Annotated in this window: 12 protein-coding genes and 1 tRNA gene; 5 read left to right on the top strand and 8 right to left on the bottom strand. The window is 33.5% G+C overall.

Annotated features, from left to right (window positions below; translation table 11 throughout):
* Complete coding sequence (locus QLQ96_RS21765) at positions 1-1,512, bottom strand: hypothetical protein (protein WP_482493218.1); 1,512 nt, start codon at positions 1,510-1,512, stop codon at positions 1-3.
* Between the two features lie 248 nt (positions 1,513-1,760).
* Here QLQ96_RS21765 and QLQ96_RS21760 point away from each other — a divergent pair, with 248 nt between their 5' ends.
* The 4 genes from QLQ96_RS21760 (at position 1,761) to QLQ96_RS21745 (ending at position 4,255) form a co-directional block, all read left to right on the top strand.
* Positions 1,761-2,192 (top strand): PaaI family thioesterase, encoded by a 432-nt coding sequence (locus QLQ96_RS21760; protein ID WP_379698664.1) that lies wholly within the window; start codon positions 1,761-1,763, stop codon positions 2,190-2,192.
* Positions 2,193-2,194: 2 nt separating this feature from the next.
* Positions 2,195-3,265 (top strand): chorismate-binding protein, encoded by a 1,071-nt coding sequence (locus QLQ96_RS21755; protein WP_482493217.1) that lies wholly within the window; start codon positions 2,195-2,197, stop codon positions 3,263-3,265.
* A gap of 120 nt (positions 3,266-3,385) precedes the next feature.
* The gene (bshB1, locus tag QLQ96_RS21750) at positions 3,386-4,102 is read left to right on the top strand and encodes a bacillithiol biosynthesis deacetylase BshB1 (protein WP_482493216.1); all 717 of its coding nucleotides are present in this window, start codon (positions 3,386-3,388) and stop codon (positions 4,100-4,102) included.
* A 79-nt stretch (positions 4,103-4,181) separates the two neighbouring features.
* A tRNA-His gene (locus QLQ96_RS21745) sits at positions 4,182-4,255 on the top strand.
* A gap of 289 nt (positions 4,256-4,544) precedes the next feature.
* Here QLQ96_RS21745 and ypfJ read toward each other — a convergent pair.
* From ypfJ to QLQ96_RS21710, 7 genes are all read right to left on the bottom strand, one after another.
* Complete coding sequence (gene ypfJ, locus QLQ96_RS21740; RefSeq protein WP_482493215.1) at positions 4,545-5,393, bottom strand: KPN_02809 family neutral zinc metallopeptidase; 849 nt, start codon at positions 5,391-5,393, stop codon at positions 4,545-4,547.
* A 144-nt stretch (positions 5,394-5,537) separates the two neighbouring features.
* Positions 5,538-9,590 carry a PAS domain S-box protein gene (locus QLQ96_RS21735; protein WP_482493214.1) on the bottom strand — a complete coding sequence of 1,351 codons (4,053 nt, stop codon included), beginning with the start codon at positions 9,588-9,590 and terminating at the stop codon, positions 5,538-5,540.
* Positions 9,591-9,680: 90 nt separating this feature from the next.
* Entirely contained in the window at positions 9,681-10,478 is a 798-nt protein-coding gene (locus QLQ96_RS21730; protein WP_482493213.1) for a hypothetical protein, read from the bottom strand.
* A 120-nt stretch (positions 10,479-10,598) separates the two neighbouring features.
* Complete coding sequence (locus QLQ96_RS21725) at positions 10,599-11,927, bottom strand: aldehyde dehydrogenase (RefSeq protein ID WP_482493212.1); 1,329 nt, start codon at positions 11,925-11,927, stop codon at positions 10,599-10,601.
* A 76-nt stretch (positions 11,928-12,003) separates the two neighbouring features.
* The gene (locus tag QLQ96_RS21720) at positions 12,004-12,693 is read right to left on the bottom strand and encodes an RluA family pseudouridine synthase (RefSeq protein WP_482493211.1); all 690 of its coding nucleotides are present in this window, start codon (positions 12,691-12,693) and stop codon (positions 12,004-12,006) included.
* A gap of 154 nt (positions 12,694-12,847) precedes the next feature.
* The gene (gene panB, locus QLQ96_RS21715; RefSeq protein ID WP_482493210.1) at positions 12,848-13,666 is read right to left on the bottom strand and encodes a 3-methyl-2-oxobutanoate hydroxymethyltransferase; all 819 of its coding nucleotides are present in this window, start codon (positions 13,664-13,666) and stop codon (positions 12,848-12,850) included.
* A 244-nt stretch (positions 13,667-13,910) separates the two neighbouring features.
* Positions 13,911-15,338: an L-serine ammonia-lyase gene (locus tag QLQ96_RS21710; protein ID WP_482493209.1), complete on the bottom strand. Its 1,428-nt coding sequence runs from the start codon at positions 15,336-15,338 to the stop codon at positions 13,911-13,913.
* A gap of 294 nt (positions 15,339-15,632) precedes the next feature.
* Between QLQ96_RS21710 and QLQ96_RS21705 the strand changes: the two genes are divergently transcribed.
* Positions 15,633-17,780, top strand: a complete 2,148-nt coding sequence (locus QLQ96_RS21705; RefSeq protein WP_482493208.1) for a cation:proton antiporter — start codon at positions 15,633-15,635, stop codon at positions 17,778-17,780.
* Positions 17,781-17,788 lie beyond the last annotated feature (8 nt).

The following is a 17,788-nucleotide window of genomic DNA, read 5'->3' as shown; positions in this document are numbered from 1 at the left end:
TCACTTTTTAGGAAAATCTTGACTTTGGTAAGCGCCCAAATCTGGTGGAGAAGTTCTCGTAATTCCTAAAATATCAGTTGGAATTATATATGCCTGATTCCCTTTCGCGAAAGCGGAAGAAGTTTTATCAATATTGAATTTATTCTCAGAAACATTATAAAACTTCGGATTTTCGTTCAAAATTATATTAGTGTAATGTTCTGTATCAGTTTTGAATTGATAATTTGGATTTGAAGTACTTCCAAATTTCAATAAGCAATTGTTTAATTTATAAACAAATGATGCTTTTGTATTGATATCCAAATTAAACTCATTTGTAGCCGAACCGTAAATAATGCAATTATTGAAAGAAGCCTGTGTAAGCGGATTAGTTTCTGGAGTTGCTCCTGCCAAAGAGTTGCTTAAATTTACAGCAAACGGAGAACTTCCTGACCAATTATTATTAAACGTACAGTGTGCAAAACTATAATTTCCGCCATAAACACAAGATAAACTCGCTATTCCAGCACGGTTTATAACAATGTTTTCTCCAGAAATTTGTGCATTTTGAGCTAGAATTCCGTATTCGACGCAATTATAGACTTGAGTATTTTTGATCGAAATTGGATTTAGTGTACCTCTGAAGTCTAGACCCACAACGGCATTTTTTAAAGTCAAATGATTAATAGAGTGATTTGCACTTCCTTTTTCAAAAATAACCGATTTCCATTGTCCAGGAATATCAGCATAAAGAGATTCTAAGCGATCTCCTTCAAAAATCACTTCGTTCTCCAATTTATCAGTTGTAGAAGTCGTTCCGTTAATTTCTAGAGAAGCACTTTTACCAACATATAATCCAGAATTAGCATGAAAATAAACTCTCGCGCCAGCTTCAAAAGTTATCGTTTTGTTTTCTGGAACTCCCGCGTATCCATAGATTACGTATGGTTTTTCGTTTGTAAAAAGAAGCTCATTTCCATTTGCTGGATCATTTTCACTTAAATAAAATCCATCAACGTCTTTGCCATCGATTTTTATTTTTTCTTTAGTTCCGTCTGCATTTTGGTTCGGATATAAAAATACAGCATCTTGAATTAAAGTAACCAAAGCAACTTCTTGCAGATTGGCTCCGCTGTCAAACTGAATTTCGTCAGTATATAAAAAATCAGCAGGATTTGCGTCTGTAATATCTGCCGTTGTTTCTATGAAAATGTACAGACTGTCTTTGGCTAAAAGCGTAACATTATTAAAGATTTTGCCGTTGTTACCAGCCATTCCATCAACAGTCATTCTGTATTTAGAATTTAAGCCTTTTTTAAATTGTACAACAGGAATCGAAATGTCGTTTTTACTCTTATTATAAACTTTCAATTGGTAAGTGCTTGAACCAATATTTTTGAAAACAGTGTCTAAATAAACAGTGTCTTTTGAGAACTTTAAATCTCCAGAACTGGCAACAGTATCAAAATCAGTTCGACAAGAACTAAAAACTAAAATTAGACCAATAATGGAGAGTGCAAAGTATTGACGCATTTGAATATTTAATTTTTTATAGCCACAGATTAAAAGGATTTAAATGATTTTTTCTGTATGCAAAAAAAATAATCCATATAATCAGTGAAATCTGTGGCAAAAAATATTGAGCCAAAGATTGGTTTGCGATTGTTTTTGTAAAAATAACAAAAAACCTACAGGTTTGGAGTTGAATTTTAAATTTTAGAATGCGATTTTAGATTTATGTCTTATCTTTCTTTAATTTTACGATTTTAAAGTTTATTTTAATGAATTATACAAAAGAGCAGATTTTAGCGCGCTGCAATGAATTTACTAAAAACACATTGATGGAAACGCTAAAAATAGAATATATCGACGCTGGAGAAGATTTTTTAACTGCAAAAATGCCAGTAAATCCAAGTGTTCACCAGCCAATGGGATTATTGCATGGAGGCGCTTCTGTTGCTTTGGCAGAAAGTGTTGGCAGTGCAGCTTCCTTCTTTTTTATTAATCCGAAAGAGCAGGAGGTAAGAGGTATCGAAATTTCGGCAAATCATCTAAAAAGTATTCGTGAAGGTTATGTTTTCGGAACAGCCAGAATTATTCACAAAGGAAGAAGTCTTCATCTTTGGGAAATTAAAATTACCGATGAAGAAGGGAATTTAGTTTCGCTTTGCAAATTGACGAATATGGTTTTGGATAGAAAGAAAAGCGAATAAATATGAATTCATTTTTCTTAAAAATTAAAAATCATAAAGAACAAAATTTACCTTTTGTACTTTATTCCAAACCCAATACAGAAAATTATGTTGGGATTTTACAAAAAAATAATACGTTACACAAAGTTTCTGATTACAGCGAAAAAGGATTTGTTTTTGCTTCTTTTGATGAAAAACAATTAATCCTGATTCCAGAAAACGAATCGGAAATTATTACTGTCGATAAAGAAACAACTTCATTTGAACCAATCGAAATTGACGATTTAAATTTTGATCCTGAAGCTAAATTTCAATATGAATATTTAGTTGCTCAAGGAATTCAAGCGATTAAAAATGAAGAATTCAAAAAAGTAGTTTTATCGCGAAGCGAAGAAGTTCCTTTGTCTGAATTTGATTTTATTGAAACTTTTCAGCACTTGGTTCAGCTATATCCTGCAACTTTCTGTTATTGTTTCTATCATCCTAAAATCGGACTTTGGATGGGAGCAATACCTGAGAAATTATTGAAAGCAAACGAAAATGCTTTTGAAACAATGGCTTTAGCGGGAACGCAAAAAGATAATAAGGAAACGGAAATTGTCTGGCAACAAAAAGAAAAAGACGAGCAGCAATTTGTGACTGATTTTATTGTAAAAAGACTTCGAGAATTTACGGCTTCGGTTGTAGTTTCTGAGCCTTATAGTTTAAAAGCAGGATCGATTTGGCATATTAAAACAGATATTTCTGGTGTTTTAAAAGAAAATTCAACTCTAGAAGAAGTAATTGATACGTTGCATCCAACGCCAGCCGTTTGCGGACTTCCAAAAAAGAAATCGAAGACATTTATAATTGAAAACGAAAATTACGATAGAACTTTCTACACAGGTTTTCTAGGAGAATTAAACAGCACATTTGAAGGTAATAATTCGAGTTCTGATTTATTTGTAAATTTACGATGCATGCAGATTCAGGAAAATAAAGCCATTTTATACATGGGCTGCGGTATTACAAAAGAAAGTATTCCTGAAAAAGAATGGGAAGAAAGCGTCAATAAATCGATGACGATGAAAAGAGTATTGAGAGTTATGGGTTAGAAGTTATGAATTATGAGTTTTCAGTCGCAGTCGCAGTTTGCAGTTACTGGGACAGAAAACTGAGACTGCAACTCAACTTGAAACTTGAAACTTGAAACAAAAAGAACAAAACAAAAAAACATGAAATTAGATATATTAGCCTTTGGGGCGCATCCAGACGATGTTGAATTAGGTTGTGCTGGAACAATTTTAAAAGAAGTTTCTCTTGGAAAAAAAGTAGGTATTGTAGATTTGACGCGCGGCGAATTAGGGACGCGTGGTACAGCAGAAACGAGAGATCAAGAAGCAAAAGATGCGGCGAAGATTTTAGGAGTTCTTGTGCGTGAAAATTTAGCAATGCGCGATGGATTTTTCGTTAATGATGAAAAGCATCAATTAGAAGTCATTAAAATGATTCGAAAATATAGACCTGAGATTGTCTTGTGCAATGCAGTTGACGATCGCCATATCGATCACGGAAAAGGAAGCAAATTAGTTTCTGATTCTTGTTTTCTTTCAGGATTAATGAAAATTGAAACTTCGATTGACGGAGTGCAACAAGAAGCTTGGAGACCTAAAGTAGTTTATCATTATATTCAGTGGAAAAACTTAGAACCGGATTTCGTTGTAGACATAACAGGATTCGAAGATAAGAAGGTTGAAGCTATTATGGCATATAAAACTCAATTTTACGATCCGAATTCGAAAGAACCTGCAACGCCAATTACGAGTAAAAACTTTTTTGAAAGCCTAAATTATCGTGCGCAAGACTTAGGAAGGCTAGTTGGGAAAGATTTTGCTGAAGGATTTACAATTGAAAGGTGTTTGGCAGTCAATAGTTTAGAGGATTTGATTTAATTTTTATAAAAATTTTTCATTTTTTTCTTTGTAGAACTCAACCTTTGTTCTATATTTGCACTCGCTAAGCAGAAAAATGGTGGTTGTAGCTCAGCTGGTTAGAGTAGCGGTTTGTGGTGCCGCGGGTCGCCGGTTCGAACCCGGTCAGCCACCCAGATTTAAAGCCTTGAAGAAATTCAAGGCTTTTTTTGTGCTTATATTTTTTTAAACCATATAAGTTCATGTAAGTAATTTAAGTTTTGACTATTTGTTTTTTTTCTCATTCTGACGAATGACGAATTAATTTGCGCCGCTTTTGTGATTCTTGTTTTATAGGATGACAAGCTTATGTTGAACTGTATCCGAAATGAATTTATATAACTTATATGGGTTCAAAATAAAAAAAGCACAACTGTTTAGTCGTGCTTTTCTGGTGGTTAATATATTTGGTTTATGTAATGTATTATCTAATTTCTTCAAATGTATTTCCTTGGTTAATATCTCCAGTTTTAAAACCTTTTTTAAACCAGTACATTCTTTGTTCGGAAGTTCCGTGTGTAAAAGAATCGGGAACTACGTGTCCTTGCATTTTACTTTGAATTGCATCGTCACCAACTGCATTTGCTGCACTTAAGGCTTCGTCTATATCCCCAACGTCGAGGTCTTTCTGGTTATCATGTGCCCAAACTCCAGCATAAAAATCAGCTTGTAATTCTAAAGCTACGGATAATTTATTTGCCTCCGCTTCGCTTTTTCCTTCTTGCATTTGACGCATTTTTGAAGACGTTCCCATTAAAGTTTGAATGTGATGGCCAATTTCATGCGCAATAACGTATGCAATTGCAAAATCGCCTCCTTTTGCGCCAAATTTGGTTTGTAATTCTTCAAAGAAAGCTAAATCCATATATACTTTGCGGTCACCTGGGCAATAAAAAGGGCCAGAGGCAGATGATGCGCCACCGCATGCAGTCTGTACAGAGCCTTTAAAAAGAACTAATTTTGGTTTTTCGTAAGTCATTCCGTTTTCTGCGAAAATTTTAGTCCATGTGTCTTCATTATAAGCTAGGATAGTTTTAACAAAAGCTCCCATTTCTTCATCTTCTTTGCTTAAAGGAGCAGCGGCTTCAGTTTGTTGCTGTCCGCCTTGCATTTGTTCCAAAACGTTTCCTACGGTTTGGCCAGTTTCACCTCCAAAGACATTTAATAACAAAATAATGATGCCAATAACACCTCCGCCAACAGCGACTTTTCCTCCAGAAAGACCTCTTCTGTCTTCTACATTATCGCTTTGTCTTCTACCTAACCATTTCATATTGATTGCTTTTTGATCTTTTTAATTTTTTGTTGTACGAATTTATAGATTTTTTATGATAAATTTCACAATCTGCGTATTAAGTTTTTCACTCTCGGTTTTCAATTTAAAGTGGTTAATTGCGAATGCGACTGAAAAACTAAATCATCCGAGCCATTTTACTAAAGCCTGTTCGACACTTCCTTTCATAATTGGTTTAGAAATATAATCGTCCATTCCGGCAGAAATGCATTTATTTCGCTCTTCTTTTTCAGCGCCAGCCGTAACTGCAATTATAGGAACGTCGCGCCCTCTTTTTGTATTTCTAATTGCTTTTGCAGTTTCGTAACCGTTCATAATCGGCATCTGAATATCCATAAAAATAATGGTCGGATTAATTTCTTCAAATCGCTGAATGGCTTCATATCCATTTTCACATTCGAAAATAAAAGCATTATTGTATAGATTTTTTATAATTGTTTTAAGAAGAAGCATGTTTACCTTATTATCTTCTACAATTAAAAAAGTAATATTGTTGTCGTTAGCCTCTATCTCGTCAGAATCTAAGCTGATATTTAAACTTTTGAGTTCGGCATTATACTTATCATGAATGCTTTGATTGCTCGTCTTTAAATTTAAATCAAAGAAAAAAGTACTTCCTTCGTCAATTTTGCTTTCTAGCTGTAAACGGCTTTCCATTAACGCAAGCAGTTGGTTGGATATGGTTAAGCCTAATCCTGTTCCTCCAAATTTTCTGGTTGTAGAGCTATCTTCTTGTAAAAAAGCTTTAAAAATTTTCTTCTGATTTTTTTCAAGAATACCAATTCCAGTATCGATTACAGCAAAACGAATTAGACAGTTGTTGTTGTGTTTTTTCTCTAAAACAGAAACTTTTAATTTAATAGAGCCTTCAGTTGTAAATTTAACCGCGTTCGAAAGCAGATTAATCAAAATCTGTTTGATCCGAACAATATCTGTCCAAATATATTTAGGCACATCAGGATCGATATTCAGTTCAAGTTCCAGATTTTTTTTGTTAGACTCGTAAATGATTAGGTCAAAAACTTGTCCTAAGATTTTTTTAATATCGTATAAATCAATAAATAGCTCCAGTTTTCCAGCCTCAATTTTCGAGAAATCGAGAATGTCATTTATAATTTCAAGAAGAGAATGAGCCGATTGATTAATTGTGGTCATGTATTTTTCTTGAATTTCTTCCAAATCTGTTTTCATTAATAAGTGTGTAAAACCAATAATTCCGTTTAATGGAGTTCTGATTTCGTGAGACATATTAGCTAAAAAGTCAGATTTTGATTTGTTTGCCGCTTCAGCCAACTGTTTGGCTTTTATAGCGTCTTCTATTTCTTTTTTGCTTGTAATGTCAAAATAAATTCCGCCGACAAATTCAATTTCGTCATCTCGCTTAATCACATCTCCAAACTCTTCTATCCAAATAAACTCGCCACTTTTGCGCTGAATGCGATAAACATTATGTAAAGGCATTCCGTTTTGCAGATTATCAATCTGATTGTTGATTACTTCTTCTTTATCTTCAGGATGAATTAACGACAGAAAGGATAAATTATTTTCAATAAACTCGGATTTTGAATATCCTGTAAGATTTAAAACTTCATCATTTAAGAATATTTTGGTTGAAAAAGCATCAAATTTTGACAAATAAACCGTTCCAGGAATGTTGTTTGCAATCAATTTGAATTTCTCTTCACTTTCAATAATTTTAGTTTCGTTTCGGTTTCTTTCTAATGCAGATGAGATGTTATTGGCCAATACCTGAAAGATATTAATTTCGTCTTCAGACCATTTTCTTTCTGTTGTACAATCGTCAAAACCAATAAAACCAGTAAAAATATCGTTAATGTAAAGGGGTAAAATTAAAATAGATTGAATTTCATTATCGATCAGAAGCTTTTTGAAAAAACCATCATTAAGATTTCGAGTTAAGGTATTTAGGATTTTTCTTTGTGACGCAACCTCATAAATTTCTTGAAGATTTTCTTCTGTCATATGATGCAAAGGCGTAATCTGATGCGTGACACCTTCACGTGACCATTTGTATTTTTGACTAACGGTATTGTAAATTACATCTTTTTCGTAGTAATACATGTGGTCTACTTTGGCCGCTTTTCCAATAATGTTATAGGTTTCATGAAACATTTGGTGAGTGGTTTTACTCAACAGGAATTTTTCGGTGCATAAAGAAAGCGCAGACAAAAGCTGACTTTTAAGCTCTAATTTTCGTTCTGCTTCTAAACGCATTTGAGAAGAAATGGCAAGAGAAATTACGTCTGAAATAGTTCTCGCATAATTGATGTCCTCATTGTCCCAATCGCGTTTCTGTTCCGTGCTTTCAAAACAAGCTACACCAGCTAATTGGCCTGTTAGGAAAATAGGCACATCCAGCATTGACTTAATATTGTTTTTTGTAAAGTAAAGCTTTTGAAATTCAGATGTTTCCAATTTAGTGAATACGTCTGGAGCATTAATAATTGCTTTATTGTTTAATGTTTCAAAATAAATAGGGTACGATTCTTTGTTTAAAATATTTTTGTCGCTTAAGCTTTGATTATCAAGGCTGAAAAGGTTTTTGCAAGTAATTAAATCATCGTCATATTTCCAGAAGCTTACACGATTGGTATTGCTTATTGAAGCAGCTTCTTTTAATATTAAATCAATAACGGTGTTTAAGTCATTATACTTGCTAAAGTCTGTTGTAGATAATTTTTTAGTTGAATTGGTGTAGGCTTCAATTTTTTTGAGACGTCTTTTTTTCTCGTTTTCAATATTTTTTTTCTCTGTGACATCTCTTGCAATTCCTGAGAATCCGATTGTTAATCCTAATTCATTTTTACGGACAATAATTTTTTGCGACATCCATATTTCTTCTCCATTTTTCTTCAAAATAGGGATTTCAATAATCGGATAATTACTTTCGTTAAGGACTAGATTTTCGTAAAAATCGACGGCGCTATTGATATAGCTTTCATGTATAAAATTGGAATAATGTTTTTTAATTATTTCATTTTCACTATATCCAAGAGTTGAAATTCCAAATTCATTTATAAAAGTAAAATGGCCTTCAGCATCAATTTCAAAAATAATATCGGTTGCTGTCTGAATTAGATTTTTGTATTGATCCTGAACGATAACTTGTTCTGTAACATCTTGCCCAATACTGATAATTAGATTGTCAGAGAACTTTTTATCTTTCCATTGAATGTATTTGTATTCGCCATTTGCGGCTTTCAATTTTCTGATGTAAAGCTTGTTTTCCTGACTTTTTATAGGGTTTAATTTTTCTTCTGATTCTGAGTCTTGGGTTAATTCCCAGAATTTTAAGCCCATAACTTCATCAGTCTGATAACCTAAGATTGGAGTTATAGTTTCGCTGCAAAAGAGTATTTCGCCTTTTTGATTGGAAGCGATTGTTAGCGAATTTCCTTTATGGACAATTTCATTTGCAAATCTGAAATTGTCACGATTGTTTAATAAAACGGCATATTTTACCTGATTTATAATGAAAATTAGAATGCAGAAATTAAGCAATAAAATAGAAGATTTTATCGGAATGAGCTGAAATACTAATGTGGTAATTAGAAATGTAAATGTTAAGGCAACAAAAGACCAATAAATTCTTATGGGTTTTAGGATGCTGTACGAAAAGAAAAATGAAATCAGGAAAACAATGATTGGGACAACATCATTTTTTAGAAGGATGATATTGCAAGCTACATAACTGATATAAATGAAAAAACAGGAAATGAAAATCTGCTGGATTTGATCTCTTACCCATTTGATTTTGTCGGTTACTGTATAAATTATAAGAACAAAAATACCAATTAAAACATTGGTCAACAATAGACTTTTTGGCCTGATTTTGAAGATTTCATTTATAATTTCGATAACAATTACTGCAATGCCAAAAAACAAAATGTAAAGCTGATACTCTCTGCCAACAGTATCTTGTTCTTTCTTTTTTTCGATAAAATATCCAATCTTAGCTTTGATTCTAAAAAATTGGTAAACCAAAAGCGAAAGAAGTGCGAAGAGAGATAATGCTAAGACAACAAGTTTATGATTGTTGTAATAAATAATATCAGAATTAAATACATACCATCTAGTCATAATTGATTCGAAGGTACCTCCAATATTGGAAATTCCTGAAATCAACGAATTGAAAAAACTACAGTTTATGGCCATAGAATTTGAGGTATGTTGGTTTAGTAAATAGCCTTTTGAAGATTCTTAAAAAGAAGTGGTTAAGTTCTCGATGAATAAGAATTTTCGGTTTTAATCTACATTTTGTTTTCCAATTGAATCAATTGAATCTTCTTCTTCTGATTGTGTTCCAAAAATGGCAAAATATGTGGCATATATCATCGAGCTGTTAAAAACAACAGTAAAAATTATTCCAATACAACAGCCAATAAAACCAACCATTGAACCCAGAAAACCTATAATGAAAAACGCAAACATGTTAAGCGGATTTTTTGTGACGATAATAATGCTAGATTTTATAGCATCTATAGCATTAAGATTTCCGAAAACAATTAACGGAATCGATAGATACATAAAAAAAGAAGTAGTAAACGAAATTATATTTCCAACGAATAAGATTCCTGTACTTTCAATTAAATTGGCAAGAGCCGTGCCTAACAAAGCAGGAATGAAAGCTGCCACAAAAATTTGTCCAAAATATTGAGCCTTGTAATAGCTGAAAATAGTTGAAACATTAAATTCGATATCTTTGTCTGCAGAATCTGCCATTTTTAGGAAACCAGCACCAAAAGGAGCTGTAATTCCTGCAACTACAGAAACAGCAACAGTTTGTATTACAAGCTGTATCGAAGTAAATTCTTGATTTTCTAAATTTTGAATGAAATCTTTTGTCATTGCCTCCGCTCCAAAATAGGCAATTATTATACCCACAAATGCAACGGCAGCAATTATCGAAAATACTAGGATGATAAGTCCAGAGTACAGCGCTATTTTTTTATAGTTTTCGAAAGCGTGATTAAAAACTGTAGCAAAATCAAGGGAATAGCCATTTTTTTTAATGTCCTCAATTTGGTTAAGTGTAGATTTCATTTTTATGTAAAATTGTTTTATAGACGTGTAATATTTGAAAGGTATCTTGACGTAAATATAATATATTTAATCAATTCCTTATAAAAATCTACAAAACATTACGAAATGTTTTTAACTGATTTATAGCCAGTCTAAAATTCGTTTTATGGAAGTTAATTTATCTTTGTAAGGCGCATAACGCATAGGTAAATCCAGCCAATTTCCTTTTTTTACAATTGCTTTATGATGAGAAAATGTATCGAAGCTTCGTTTGCCATGATAAGCGCCGATTCCGCTGTGCCCGACACCGCCAAAAGGCAGTCTTTTATTAGAAAAATGAACGACTGTATCGTTGATACACCCGCCTCCAAAAGAGTATTTTGAAATTAATTTCTTTGCAAATGAATTATTTTCGCTAAAAATGTAAAATGAAAGAGGTTTCTCATAACGGCTTACAACCTTTTCAATATCATTTTCATTTTCATAAACAAGAATCGGAAGGATAGGGCCAAAGATTTCTTCCTTCATAACTGCGCTATCCAAATCTGGTTCTTCAAGAAGAGTTGGAGCAATATAAAGTTTGTTGGCATCGCTTTCTCCGCCAAATAGAATATGTTCGCCTTGAATCATATTGGTTAATCGATACCAGTTTTTTGTGTTTATTATTCTAGCAAAGTCTGGTGATTTGTCAATTTTCTTTCCATAAGCTTTTATGATTTCTTCAATCATATAAGAAATGAAATTAACCTTCATATTTTTTTGAATCAGAATATAATCTGGTGCGATGCAAGTTTGTCCTGCATTGATAAATTTTCCCCACACAATTCGTTTGGCAGCAAGTTTTAAATTGGCTGTTTCATCAACGATACAAGGGTTTTTTCCGCCTAATTCGAGAGTAACTGGAGTTAAATTTTCTGCTGCAGCTTTTGCGACAATTTTACCTACAGCGACACTTCCTGTAAAAAAGATATAATCCCAGCGTTGTGCGAGTAATTTATTCGAAACATCGACACCACCTTCAAAAACTTCTACGTGATTAATATGAAATGTTTTTTCTATAATTTTCGCAATAATTGATGATGTGTGAGGAGTAAGTTCAGATGGTTTTAAAACAACTCGGTTTCCTGCAGCGACCGCTGCAACTAGCGGACATAAAGCAAGTTGGAAAGGATAATTCCAAGGAGCAATGATTAACACCTCGCCATAAGGTTCTTTGTAAAGATAATCTGAAGAAGGAAAATTAAGCAACGATGGGAAAACACGTTTGGGTTTAGCCCATTTATGAATGTTTTTTATAACATCTTTAAGTTCCGAAATGACATAATTGGTTTCTGTCAAAACGGCTTCGAACTCCGGTTTTTTAAAGTCATCATGTAAAGCTTTTACGATCAAGTCTTCACTTTTCTGAATATTATACAATAACTTTTTTAGAGTTTCTTTTCGATATCCGATGTCGTTTTTGAAGTCCATTTTACGATTAGCTTGTTTTTTTCTCTTTGCAAGTTAATCGATAAAATTTAATAATTTAACAAATAAATCATAAAAATCATACAGCATTCCAAATTGAATCATCTGGAGTAGGGGCAATAATTGTGATATTCTCTTTTGAAACAGGGTGAACAAAAGTTAGTTTTCGGGCATGAAGATGAATTCCGCCATCAGGATTGCTTCGGTCTGCACCGTATTTTAAATCTCCTTTAATTGGCGATCCGATTGCGCTCAACTGTGCGCGAATTTGATGGTGACGCCCCGTATGAAGATTAATTTCCAACGCCGTATAATTTTGAAGCTCTTGAATTATGGTGTAATCTAAACTAGCTAATTTACTGTCAGGAACTTCTTTTAAATGCGCTTTTGAAGTGTTATTTTTTTCGTTTCTTTTTAAATAATGAACCAATTTAGCCTGTGCTTCTTTCGGTTTGTTTTTTACAACAGCCCAATATGTTTTTTTCGTTTCACGATTGCTAAACAATTCATTCATTCGTGATAAAGCCTTGCTTGTTCTAGCGAAAACTACAATTCCTGTTGTAGGTCGATCCAAACGATGAATTACGCCCAAGAAAACATCTCCAGGTTTGTTGTATTTGGCTTTGATATATTCTTTTACAACATCAGACAAAGGTTTGTCGCCAGTTTTGTCTCCCTGAACAATATCACCCACACGTTTATTGACCACAATAATGTGATTATCTTCGTGTAAAACTTGGAGATTATTTTTGTCTGAAAGAATTTTCATAGAATGGAATTTATACTTTAGAAAATGAAGTTTGGCTAAAGCCTTTGATATTATCTTAAAAAGAACCTCCAGCTAAAGCTGGAGGCAATTCATATTTTTTAAATCTTTGAATCTAAGAGAAAAACTTAGCATCTCAGAATCTTAGCACCTTAGATTAATATTGTTCATTTGTGTTTGGGAAATCACTAGACTTAACATCTGCAGCATATTGGCCAATCGCTTTAGTCATTTCATCATAAAGATTTAAGTAGCGACGTAAGAAACGCGGACTGAATTCGTTGTTCATCCCTAACATGTCGTGAATTACTAAAACCTGACCGTCAACACCGCCTCCAGCTCCAATTCCGATTACAGGAATAGTAATGCTTTCTGCTACTTTTTTAGCAAGGTCTGCTGGAATTTTTTCCAGAACAACTGCAAAACATCCTACTTTTTCAAGCATTTGAGCATCTTCAATTAGTTTGTCAGCCTCTTCTTCTTCTTTTGCACGAACACTGTAAGTTCCAAATTTGTAGATAGATTGAGGAGTTAAACCTAAGTGTCCCATTACTGGAATTCCAGCGTTTAATATTTTTTTGATTGATTCTTTAATTTCTTTTCCGCCTTCTAATTTTACAGCATGAGCCCCGCTTTCTTTCATGATTCTGATAGAAGAACGTAACGCCTCTTTTGGGTCAGATTGATAACTTCCAAAAGGCAAGTCAACTACAACTAAACCTCTTTCTACAGCACGAACTACAGAAGAAGCGTGATAAATCATCTGATCTAAAGTAATTGGCAAAGTCGTTTCGTGACCAGCCATTACGTTTGATGCCGAATCACCAACCAAAATTACGTCAACACCTGCAGTGTCAACAATTTTCGCCATTGTGTAATCGTAAGCAGTTAGCATAGAGATTTTTTCTCCGTTGCTTTTCATTTCAATTAATGACTTTGTTGTGATTCTTTTATAATCTTTTTTTGCTACTGACATTTTATGTTTTTTTGATATTGTAAAAGTATTGAATAATTGTAAAAAGGGAATTAGCAATTATAGAATATTTCGAGAGAAAATGTTTTTCGGTCTTTAAATTCTAATAGAAATTGACGGTTTCCAATACAATAAAATAATTGTGTAGTGATTTTTAAGATTTTTTGCCACGAATTCCCTTAATTTTTACGAATTCCTTTTTATTTAAATTAGTCCTAATTCGTGGAATTCATGGCAAACTTTAAATTTAGCAATCAGCCATATTTACGGCAATTGCAAGACCTCCTTCAGAAGTTTCTTTATATTTTGAATTCATATCTTTTGCTGTTTCCCACATTGTGTTGATCACTTTGTCTAAAGGAACTTTAGCATTTTTAGAATCTGTTTCTAAAGCCAATTCAGCAGCATTTATCGCTTTAATTGCGCCCATTGTATTTCTTTCGATACATGGAATTTGAACCAAACCGCCAATAGGATCGCAGGTTAAACCTAAATGATGCTCCATGGCAATTTCTGCAGCCATTAAAACCTGTGCAGGAGTTCCGCCCATTAATTCGCAAAGTGCCGCCGCTGCCATAGAAGACGAAACGCCAATCTCAGCTTGACATCCGCCCATTGCTGCAGAAATAGTAGAACCTTTTTTGAAGATGCTTCCAATTTCGCCAGCCACCATTAAAAATTGTTTGATTTCTTTTTCGCCCGCATTATGGTTTTCAATTACCATATAATACATTAAAACAGCAGGAATTACACCCGAACTTCCATTAGTTGGGGCAGTAACCACACGTCCTAAAGACGCATTGACCTCATTCACGGCAAGTGCAAAACAGCTTACCCATTTTAAGATTTGACGAAATTTAACCTCCGTTTTTCTAATTTCTTCCAACCAGCTTTGCGGGTCGGTATAATTAGATAATCCAATTAAGTTTTGGTGCATGTCAAAAGCTCTTCTGCGTACGTGAAGTCCGCCAGGAAGAATACCTTCCGAGTGACAGCCAATATACATACATTCCAGCATCGTGTTCCAAATGCGCATTAATTCAGAATGAACTTCTGCTTCTGGTCGCATCGAAATTTCATTTTCGTATACAATTTCAGAAATCGATTTATTTTCAGTAACCGAATAATTCAATAATTCCACCGCATTTTGAATCGGATAAGGAAATGCACATTTTATTGCTTCCTTTACTTTGGCATTTGTGCGTTCTTCTTTCACAACAAATCCGCCTCCGATAGAATAAAAAGTAGATTCATATTCAGAATCGTCAGATTTGTAAGCTGTAAATTTCAATCCGTTTGCATGGAAAGGAAGAAAGTCTTTATTGAAAACAATGTCTTGAAGAAAAAAGAATGGAATCACTTTTTGGTTGCCCAAATTGATTTCGTTTGATGTTTCGATTTTTTTAATAATTCCTGCGATATCTTCTACAGGAATATATTCAGGATCTTGTCCGCTCAATCCAAGCATTACGGCAAGGTCTGTTGCGTGGCCTTTTCCAGTTAAAGAAAGTGAGCCATATAAATCGACTTTTACCCTTGTGATATTGTCTAAAATTGCTTCGTCTTTCAGCTCTTCCAGAAAGCGTTCGGCTGCGCGCCAAGGACCTAAAGTGTGTGAGCTTGAAGGGCCAACGCCAATTTTAAGCATATCAAAAACAGAGATACATTCTTCCATTGTTCAATTTTTGTTAAGACAAAGATAATCGAATAATGCAATGATGATTTCTTTTTGATTATTAATCTTGCGTATTTGTTAAAAAAAATATTAAAATTTAATAATTCGGCAATGAAATAATTTTAAAACCTTAATATGCAGTTTACGTAAAAAGTTCACGTTTTTTCGGTATTTTTGTAAAAGAACGAACGGCAATAACGCCTGATTCTTTATATTAATACCTCTTGGATTTTTGTTTTAATTCTGAAATGTCTTTTTACAAATAATAATACCACAAGAAGATAAAGTTACCATATGATAGAATTTTTCAGACATCTATTACAAGAATTTGAATTACCCTTAAGCAATCCAGTATTGATTTTTTCATTGATACTTTTTATAATTCTGCTTAGCCCAATTTTACTTAAAAAAATTAACATTCCAGGAATTATCGGACTTATTATTTCTGGTGTTATCATTGGTCCACACGGATTAAATATTCTAGCGAAAAATTCAGCAGTCGATTTATTTTCGACAATCGGACTTCTATATATTATGTTTATTGCTGGACTAGAATTGGATATGAATGAGTTTAAAGCTAACAAAAATAAGAGTTTGCTGTTTGGTTTTTTTACGTTTATATTACCACTTTCAATAGGATTTCCAGTTTGTTTTTATTTATTGAAATATGATTTTAATGCTAGTTTTTTAACTGCAAGTATGTTTGCGACACACACTTTGGTCGCATATCCGATTGTGAGTAAATTAGGAATTGCAAAAAATCAAGCCGTTGCGATTACAGTTGGAGGAACTATTTTGACCGATACTGCCGTTTTGATTATTCTGGCAGTAATTATGGGAAGCAGTCAGGGAAATCTAAATCAGGCATTTTGGGTTAAATTGATCATTTCATTGGCGATTTTCTCTGCTATAATGTTTTTGATAATCCCTCGTGTTGCAAAATGGTTTTTTAAGAAGTTAGAAAGTGAAAAACACGCCCATTATATTTTTGTACTTTCTGTAGTTTTCTTTGCAGCCTTCTTGGCCGAAGTAGCAGGAGTAGAGCCTATTATTGGAGCTTTCGTTGCAGGTTTGGCTTTGAATCCTTTAATTCCGCATTCTTCTGCTTTAATGAATAGAATTGAATTTATGGGGAATTCCCTATTTATTCCGTTTTTCTTGATTTCTGTGGGAATGCTTGTTGATGTAAGTGTTATTTTGAGCGGACCAACAGCTTTGATCGTTGCAGGAACTTTGAGTGTTGTAGCAATATTTGGAAAATGGATTGCTGCATTTTTTACTCAAATTGTTTTTAAATATACCAAAACCGAAAGACAGCTTATTTTTGGATTGAGCAGTGCGCACGCTGCAGCAACTTTGGCTGTAATTTTAGTGGGATTTAAAGCAAAAATATTAGATGAAAATATTTTAAACGGAACTATTATTTTAATTCTAATTACTTGTATTGTAGCTTCTTTTGCGACAGAAAAAGCAGCAAAAAAAATCGCCATCTGCGAAGAAGAAATTTCACCTGACGACGCAGGCAGAGATCAGATATTAGACGAACATATTTTAATTCCGTTGGCAAAATCTTCTGCTGCGGCAAGTTTACTGGATTTTGCACTTTTAATAAAAGATAAAAAATCGTCAAATCCAGTTACTTTATTGACGATTGTTCCGAACAATAATCAGGCAGAAAAGAACATTTTAAAATACAGAAAAGCTGCTGATAAATTTGTAATTCAAGGATCGGCTTCAGAAGTGAAAATTAATACTATTGCGAGAATCGATCATAATCCTGCAAGCGGAATTGCAAGAACTTCAAAAGAAATCATGTCGGATATTGTGATTGTAGGATGGCCGAGAAAGACAGGATTTATAGACAAAATCTTCGGAGAAAATGTAGATTCAATTATCAATAATGTAGATAAGACTTTGTTTATCTGCAGGTTTCAAAAGAATTTTATTGAAGAAAAAAGACTGGTTTTTATTTGCCCGCCGTTTTCAGAAAGAGGAGTTGGTTTTCATTTGCTAATGCAGAAAGTCAGCCGTTTGGCGCAAGAATTAAGCATTCCGATTGTGATTTTTGGTGAAGAAAAAACATTTCAGGCTATTCAGCAGATTGCTTCTAATTTAAAATTGAACAGTAAATTCGCTTTTAAAAATGTTTCCGATTGGGAAGATTTTGATGTGATTTCAAGCGATATAAAACCTACAGATTTGGTTGTTGTCAATTTATCTCGAAAAGGTTCTGTTTCTTATCAATCAATCTTTGAAAAATTACCAACGAAGTTTGAAAAGTATTTCGACAGCAATAACGTAATGCTTGTTTATCCGCAAGACGATCGTAAAGAAAGCGCAATGGACGCTTACGAAGATTTTACTGCATCACCTTTAGCAAAAGGTATTGAGGCAATCGAACAAATCGGACGTGGTTTAGGAAGTATTTTAAAGAAAGGCTAAAATCTGAA

The organism is Flavobacterium sp. B167r, from assembly GCF_056824315.1.
Note: the sequence above shows the minus strand (reverse complement) of the source record. Positions and strands in the feature narration are given on the sequence as shown.

Bases quoted from the DNA above. Each gene is read 5' to 3' on its own strand.
- QLQ96_RS21765 (WP_482493218.1), bottom strand. From the start codon at position 1,512: ATGCGTCAATACTTTGCACTCTCCATTATTGGTCTAATTTTAGTTTTT.
- QLQ96_RS21760 (WP_379698664.1), top strand. From the start codon at position 1,761: ATGAATTATACAAAAGAGCAGATTTTAGCGCGCTGCAATGAATTTACT.
- QLQ96_RS21755 (WP_482493217.1), top strand. From the start codon at position 2,195: ATGAATTCATTTTTCTTAAAAATTAAAAATCATAAAGAACAAAATTTA.
- bshB1 (WP_482493216.1), top strand. From the start codon at position 3,386: ATGAAATTAGATATATTAGCCTTTGGGGCGCATCCAGACGATGTTGAA.
- ypfJ (WP_482493215.1), bottom strand. From the start codon at position 5,393: ATGAAATGGTTAGGTAGAAGACAAAGCGATAATGTAGAAGACAGAAGA.
- QLQ96_RS21735 (WP_482493214.1), bottom strand. From the start codon at position 9,590: ATGGCCATAAACTGTAGTTTTTTCAATTCGTTGATTTCAGGAATTTCC.
- QLQ96_RS21730 (WP_482493213.1), bottom strand. From the start codon at position 10,478: ATGAAATCTACACTTAACCAAATTGAGGACATTAAAAAAAATGGCTAT.
- QLQ96_RS21725 (WP_482493212.1), bottom strand. From the start codon at position 11,927: ATGGACTTCAAAAACGACATCGGATATCGAAAAGAAACTCTAAAAAAG.
- QLQ96_RS21720 (WP_482493211.1), bottom strand. From the start codon at position 12,693: ATGAAAATTCTTTCAGACAAAAATAATCTCCAAGTTTTACACGAAGAT.
- panB (WP_482493210.1), bottom strand. From the start codon at position 13,666: ATGTCAGTAGCAAAAAAAGATTATAAAAGAATCACAACAAAGTCATTA.
- QLQ96_RS21710 (WP_482493209.1), bottom strand. From the start codon at position 15,338: ATGGAAGAATGTATCTCTGTTTTTGATATGCTTAAAATTGGCGTTGGC.
- QLQ96_RS21705 (WP_482493208.1), top strand. From the start codon at position 15,633: ATGATAGAATTTTTCAGACATCTATTACAAGAATTTGAATTACCCTTA.